Origin of the sequence: Pseudomonas sp. CC120222-01a (genome assembly GCF_003097235.1) — a bacterium.
Taxonomy (GTDB): Bacteria; Pseudomonadota; Gammaproteobacteria; order Pseudomonadales; family Pseudomonadaceae; genus Aquipseudomonas.
Genome location: NZ_QEQQ01000004.1, coordinates 285804 through 292436, shown reverse-complemented (window position 1 = coordinate 292436; position 6633 = coordinate 285804). Strand labels below are relative to the sequence as shown.

The 6633-nt window shown below is 67.1% G+C and carries 1 protein-coding gene; it reads right to left on the bottom strand.

The genetic code is table 11. The features are described 5' to 3' along the window. Window positions 1–282: 282 nt before the first annotated feature. Window positions 283–6633, bottom strand: coding sequence for a non-ribosomal peptide synthetase (locus N430_RS08355; protein ID WP_110639014.1), 6351 nt, complete (start codon window positions 6631–6633; stop codon window positions 283–285).

Below are 6633 nucleotides of genomic sequence, written 5' to 3'. Positions count from 1 at the left end.
ACTATTAAGCCAACAGGGACCGCCTTGGTGCATGACTGGAGTGAGGTGGAGCAGCATCAGCGCCCACCGAGATGCATAGTCATGCCCTGTTGGCTTTCACCAAGATGTATCGCCATGCGAACAGGGCGGATCCTGTTGGCGGCACAGGAGTGACTGGCCCGAAACAGATGTGGGAGCGGGCTTGCCCGCGATGCGCCGCGCGGGCGGCGCTCGATCTCACAGGCGATAAGAACCTCAAGGCGAACACCTTCCACAGGCCACCAAACCCTCAAGGCGAACGCTTCAGATCCGCCGCCGCTTACTCCCCAGGCTCGGAATCGTCGTCTGCGGTATCACGACCGCCACCCGTTCCCGACGGGTACTGGCCGCCAACCCCGCCAGCGTCGGCTGGCTGAACAAGGTCCGCGCGTCGACATGCAACCCGGCCTGGCGCATGCGCGCCACCAGGCTCACCGCCAACAACGAATGCCCGCCCAGCTCGAAGAAATTATCCTCGCGCCCCACCTGCTCGATCTTCAACACTTCGGTCCAGATCGATGCCAGTGCGGTTTCCAGATCACCCTGCGGCGCCTGGTACTCGCGGCTGATCACCGCCTCGGCCCCGGGTGCCGGTAGCGCCCGGCGGTCGACCTTGCCATTGGGGCTCAACGGTAGCTCGGCCAGCGCGACGAAAGCCTGCGGCACCATGTACTCGGGCATGCGCGCCAGCAGGTGACTGCGCAGCACCTCCAGGGCCGGGGGCTGGCAGCCATCGCGGCAGGTGAAGTAAGCCACCAGGCGCTCCTCGCGCATCAGCACCACGCTTTGCCCGATCACCGGGTGCGCCGCCAGCGCCGCCTCGATCTCGCCCAGTTCCACCCGCAGCCCGCGCAGCTTGACCTGGAAGTCGTTGCGCCCGATGAAGTCCAGCTCGCCGTCCTGGCGATAGCGCACCAGGTCGCCCGTGCGGTACAACCGATCGCCCTCGACGAAGGGGCTGGCAATGAAACGTTCGCCCTGCAGCGCTGGCAAGCCCAGGTAACCCCGGGCCACGCCAACGCCGCCAATGTGCAACTGCCCCACCGCCCCCAACGGCACCGGACGGTCATGGGCGTCGAGCACATAGAGGCGGGTGTTGGCGATTGCCCGGCCAATCGGTGGCGCCAGCAGTGGCAAGGGTTCGCAGGGCTGCAGGGTCCAGGCGGTGCTGTCGACCGTTGCCTCGGTGGGCCCGTAGACGTTGTGCACGCGGACTTTCGGCAGGCACTGGCGAACACGTTGCAGCAGTGCCAGGGTCAGTTCGCCACCGCCACAGAACAGATCGGTCAGGCTGCTGCAACGCTCGACACCCGGCTCTTCAAGAAACTGATGCAACAGCGCCGGTACGAACTTCATCACCGTCACCTGCCGCGCCTGCACCAATTGCACCAGATAGCCCGGGTCACGGTGCCCGTCAGGCCGCGCCAATACCAGACGCAGCCCCGCCACCAGCGGCCAGAACAGCTCCCAGACCGAGCCGTCGAAGCTGAACGGCGCCCGCTGCAGCAATGCGCCGCCCGGCTGTGGCGGGCAGATCTGCGAGCCCCAGTGCATCAGGTTGCACAAGCCACGGTGCTCGACCATCACGCCCTTTGGCGTGCCGGTGGAGCCGGAGGTGTACATCACGTAGGCGAGTTGGGACGGGCCGAGGCTCGGCACGTGCGGGTTATCGGCACTGCACGCCTGCCAGTCATCCCGGTCAAGGTCGAGCAGCGGTATGGCCTGGGCGTCGAACAGCCCCAGCGTGGCGCCGTGCACCAGCAGCACGGTTGGTGCGCTGTCGTCGAGCATGAACCGCAGGCGTTCTGCCGGGTAGCCAGGGTCAAGCGGCACATAGGCGCCACCGGCCTTGAGCACGGCCAGCAGCGCGACCATCATCGAAACGCCACGCTCGATGCAGATCGCCACCCGCGAATCAGCCGCGACACCCAATGCGATCAGGCGATGGGCCAGGCGGTTGGCTTGGGCATTGAGGGTGTAGTAGTCGAGGGCAGCATCATCCGTTTGCACGGCCAAGGCCAGGGGTGTGCGCCGCACCTGGGCCTCGAACAGGGCGGGCAGCGTGCTGGTCAGCGGGCTGTGGCGGTCTTCACTGGCGTTGAAGGTGTGCAACAGCCGCTGCAGTTCATCGGCAGGCACGCTGCACAGCGCAGTCAAGGGGCTGGCCAGGCTCTCGCCGAACTGGCGCAGGGTCGTCAGCAGGCAGGCGAGCACCCGCGGCGCGCCGATTGCACGCGGTGCGCGCAGGCCGAGCTGCAATGTGTCGCCCAGGTCGTCGACGCTCAGCACCAGGCCGTGGCTCAGCACTTCACTGGCCTGCAGCAGGGTCACGCCGGCCAGCACTTCACCCTGTGGCAAGGCACCCTGGCGGTAGTTGATCAGGCCCTGGAACAGCGACGTACCGGCGGGCAAACCACTGCATTGCTGGGCCAGCAACAAGGCAGCATCTTCGTGGCCGAGCAGGCTGGCGAGCCGTGCGTGGGTCTCGGTCAGGGCCTGGCTCGCCGGGCCTGCGCTCAGGTCGATACGCAGTGGCAGGCTGTTGATGAACATGCCCAAGGCACGGTCGGCACCGTTGCCGGCCATGGTCCGGCCCAGCAGCACGGTGCCGAGCACCACGTCGTCACGGCCCGACAAGCTGCCCAGCACCTGGGCCCAGGCCAGGTGCAGCAGGCTGGCGAGGCTGACGCCATGGCGACGGGCCTGCTGGCGCAGCCGCTCGCCCAGCGCGGCATCGAGCGTGGCGCTGTGGCTGTGCAGGTCGCTTTCATCGACCGCTACCCCGCCCAGCCCGGGGATTGCGGCTGGCGGCTCGATGCCCGCCAGCTGTTCGCGGAAGTAGCTTACATGGCGAGCCTGGCGCTCGGCCTTGCTGCTCAGCGCCACATAGTCGCGGTATGGCACAGGCGCTGGCAGTTGCCCACTGCGCAAATGCATGAAAGCGTCCAGTTCGCCCAGCAGCACCTGCAGGGAAACCGCGTCATTGACCAGATGGTGGAAGCGCAGTAACCCGAGCCAGCGGCCCTGGGCCGGGTCCTCGGCGGTGACCATCGCCATCATCGGCGCCTGGCGCAGGTCCAGCGGCTGCTGCTGTGGGTCAAAGGCCTTGCACAACTGCACAGCCAGATCGCCTGGCTCGGCTGCAGCCCAACGTTGTACCGGTAAGCGGGCCTGGCGCCAGACCACCTGCTGGGGTTGCTGCAACCCCTCCCAGGCCAGGCTGGTACGCAGGATGTCATGGCGCTCGATCACCTGTTGCAAGGCATCGACAAACGCCTGCAGGTGCGCGTGACTGGCAAAGGCGATCAAGGCCTGCTGCTGGTAGGGATCCTGGGCTTCGGCCACATGGTGGTACAGCAGCCCCTGTTGCAGCGGCGCCAGCGGGTAGATTTCCTGCACGTTGGCGGCGCCGCCCGGCACCGCCGTGACGATCTGTTCGATGGTCGGCTGGTCGAGCACGGTGAGCCGCAGCATCTCGGGTGTGATGTGCAGGCAACCCGGCGCCACGCCATTGGCCGGCACTGCCGCGACCTCGTTGACCACCACCGTCGCCGCCAGGCTGGCCAGGGTCGACTGGCCGAACAGCACCTGCACGTCAGCCTGCAGGCCCTGCTGGCGCATACGCTCGATCAGTTGCACCGCCAACAGCGAATGGCCGCCCAGTTCGAAGAAGTGATCCTGGCGCCCTACCCGCTCAAGCTGCAGCAGCTCGGCCCAGAGCAGGGCCAGGCGCTGCTCGATGTCGCCCTGCGGCGCTTCGTGCTCGCGGCGCACCATCGCAGCTTCATCCGCGGCCGGCAAGGCGCGGCGGTCGAGCTTGCCGTTGGCCGTCAATGGCCAGCCGGCCAGGCTGACGTAGGCCACAGGCAGCAAGGCGGCGGGCAAGCGTTCGCGCAGGTGCTCGTGCAACGCCCGTGGAGCTACAGCTGACTGCGCGATGTACCAGGCCTGCAACTGCCCTTCGCGCAGCAGCACCACGCTTTCGCGCACGGCTTCATGGCTGCACAGCGCAGCTTCGATTTCCGCCAGCTCGACACGCACACCGCGGATCTTCACCTGGTCGTCGTTGCGTCCGAGGTATTCCAGGGTGCCGTCGGGCCGCCAGCGCACCAGGTCGCCGCTGCGGTAGATACGCTCCCCAGGGTGCGCACTGAACGGGTCGTCGAGGAAGCGCTCGGCGGTCAGCGCGGGGCGGTTCAGGTAACCGCGCGCCACCCCGCGCCCCCCGATGTACAACTCTCCGACGGCGCCAGGTGGCAGCAATTGCTGCTGCTCGTCCAGCACATACAGCCGGGTGTTGGCGACCGGCCCGCCGATGTGCAGCGGCTGCCCGGCCAGCATTTCGCCGGAAGTGGCCACCACCGTGGCTTCGGTGGGGCCGTAGTTGTTGATCACCCGGTAGCGGCGCTCGCGGGCCAGGCGGCGCAGGCGGTCACCGCCGACCAGCAGGGTCTGCAGGGTCGGGTGCAGTTCGCCCTGGGCGAAGGCATGCTCGGCCACTGGTGTGGGCAGGAAGCTCACGTCCAGCGGCTGGGCGCGCCACCAGTGCAGCAAGGCGTCGATGTCTTCGGCGCCGTCGCGTACCGGCGCCAGGTGCAAGGTCGCGCCGCTGCACAAGGCTGGCCAGACCTCCCAGGCCATGGCATCGAAGCCGAAACCGGCCAGGCTCGACTGGTGACGGCCAGGCCCAAGGTCGAAGGCCGCGCAGTGCCAGTCGACCAGATTGGCCAGCATGCGGTGCTCGACCATCACGCCCTTGGGCAGGCCGGTGGAGCCAGAGGTGTAGATGACGTAGACCAGATGGTTCGCCGCCAGATGTGCCACAACAGGCGCCTCGGCGCTTGCCGCTTGCCAGGTGCAGCGGTCCAGCTCGATCTGTGGCAGGCCATGGGCTGGCAGGCGTGCGCTGAGCCGGGACTGGGTCAGCACCACGCACGGCGTGCTGTCTTCGAGCAGGTAGGTCAGCCGCTCCTGCGGGTGCGCCGGGTCGATTGGCACGTAGGCGGCGCCGGCCTTGAGCACCGCCAGCAGGCCGACCAAGGTATCCAGCCCACGTTGGGCCACGACGGCGATCCGCTGGTCCGGCCCTGCACCCAGGCCGATCAGTTGCCGCGCCAACTGGTTGGCGCGCCCGTTCAGCTCGCCGTAGCTCAGGGGCTGGCCATCGTGCAGCGCCGCCAGCGCCTCGGGCCTGAGCCTGGCCTGGGCCTCGATGCGCTGGTGAATCAACGGCTCCGGCTCCTGGGCAATTGCCAGCGGGTTCCAACGCTGTAACTGCAATTGCTCGGCGGCCGTCAGCAAGTCAAAGTCCGCGACGCGCAACCCAGGCTGCTCCAGCCCTTGGTGCAGCACATGCAGCAGCCGTTCGGCCAGGGCGGCGACTTCGTCCTGGCTGAACCAGGCCAGGTCATGCACCAGGTGCAGGCGGGCCTTGCCGCTGTGCAGGTTGCTGCGCAGGTGCAGGCTCAGTGGCGTCGGTTCGTGGTGGTTGCAGGTCATCACCGTATGGCCGCAGGTGTGGCCAAAGCGCAACTCGTTGCCATCTTCTTCATAGGACACCATCAGTTCGAACAGCTGCGGCCGTTCTTCGCGCAGGGCGCCGAGTGCGCGGTTCAGCTCGCTGAGGGCAAAGCGCTGGTGGCGAAAGTCTTGTTTGAGGGCATCGCGAATGCTGCGTACCAGTTCGGCAAAAGACTGGCTGCGGCCAAAATCCATGCGCAAGGCACTGACCTGGGTGAACAGCCCGAGGGTCGACTTGAAGCGTGCGCTGGCCCGGTTGCGTACCGGCACACCGACCACCCATTGGTCCCGTTGCCAGGTGCGCGTGCAGCACACGTGCATCGCCGCCAGCAGCACGTGGAAGGCCGATGCCTGCAGTTCGCTGCCCAGTGCAGTCATGCGTGCCAGCAGCTGGCCGTCGAAAGGCAGTTCGAGGACCGCACTGGGTTCACCGACCGCCAACTGGCCGCGCTCACGTGGCGCCAGCAAGGCATCAGGCAATTGTTGGTACTTGCCCAGCCAGTAGTCGCGGTCGCGGCCATGGCGTGCGGAGGCCTGGTACTGGCTGTCATCCACGACGAACTCACGGTAACCCGGCGCGCTGTCGGGCAAGGGCTGGCCTTCGCCCAGCAGGCCATAGTAATCGGCGACCCGTTTGAACCACAGGTCCACACCCCAGCCATCGAGGATCAGGTGATGCGCCTGCAGTGCGAACAGGTAGCGGTGCTCGCCCAGCCTGATCAGTTGCGTTCCCCACAAAGCGCCAGTGCCCTGCACAAAAGGCTTCTGCATGCAGCCGTCAATCAGCGTCCGGGCGGCGGCCAGAGGGTCTGCGGCGGCGCGCAGGTCATGTTCGGCCAACGCCACCGCCACGGTATCGGCAAAGTACTGGCGCGGTACGCCATCCTGCCCCTCTGGCGCCAGCAGCACCGTACGCAAGCCTTCGTGCAGCGCTACCAGGTGCGCCACGGCACTGCGCAACCGCGGAACATCCACCGCGCCGTCCAGCTCGACATAGGCGCCGATGTTGTACAGCGGTGAATCACCGTGGCCGATCTGGTCCAGCCAGATATCACGCTGGGCTACAGTCAGGGCAAAGGTTTCGGCGGCAGGCAT

What these genes read in the sequence shown, in the direction of transcription:
- N430_RS08355 (WP_110639014.1), bottom strand. Translation starts at nt 6,633, where the DNA reads ATGCCTGCCGCCGAAACCTTTGCCCTGACTGTAGCCCAGCGTGATATC.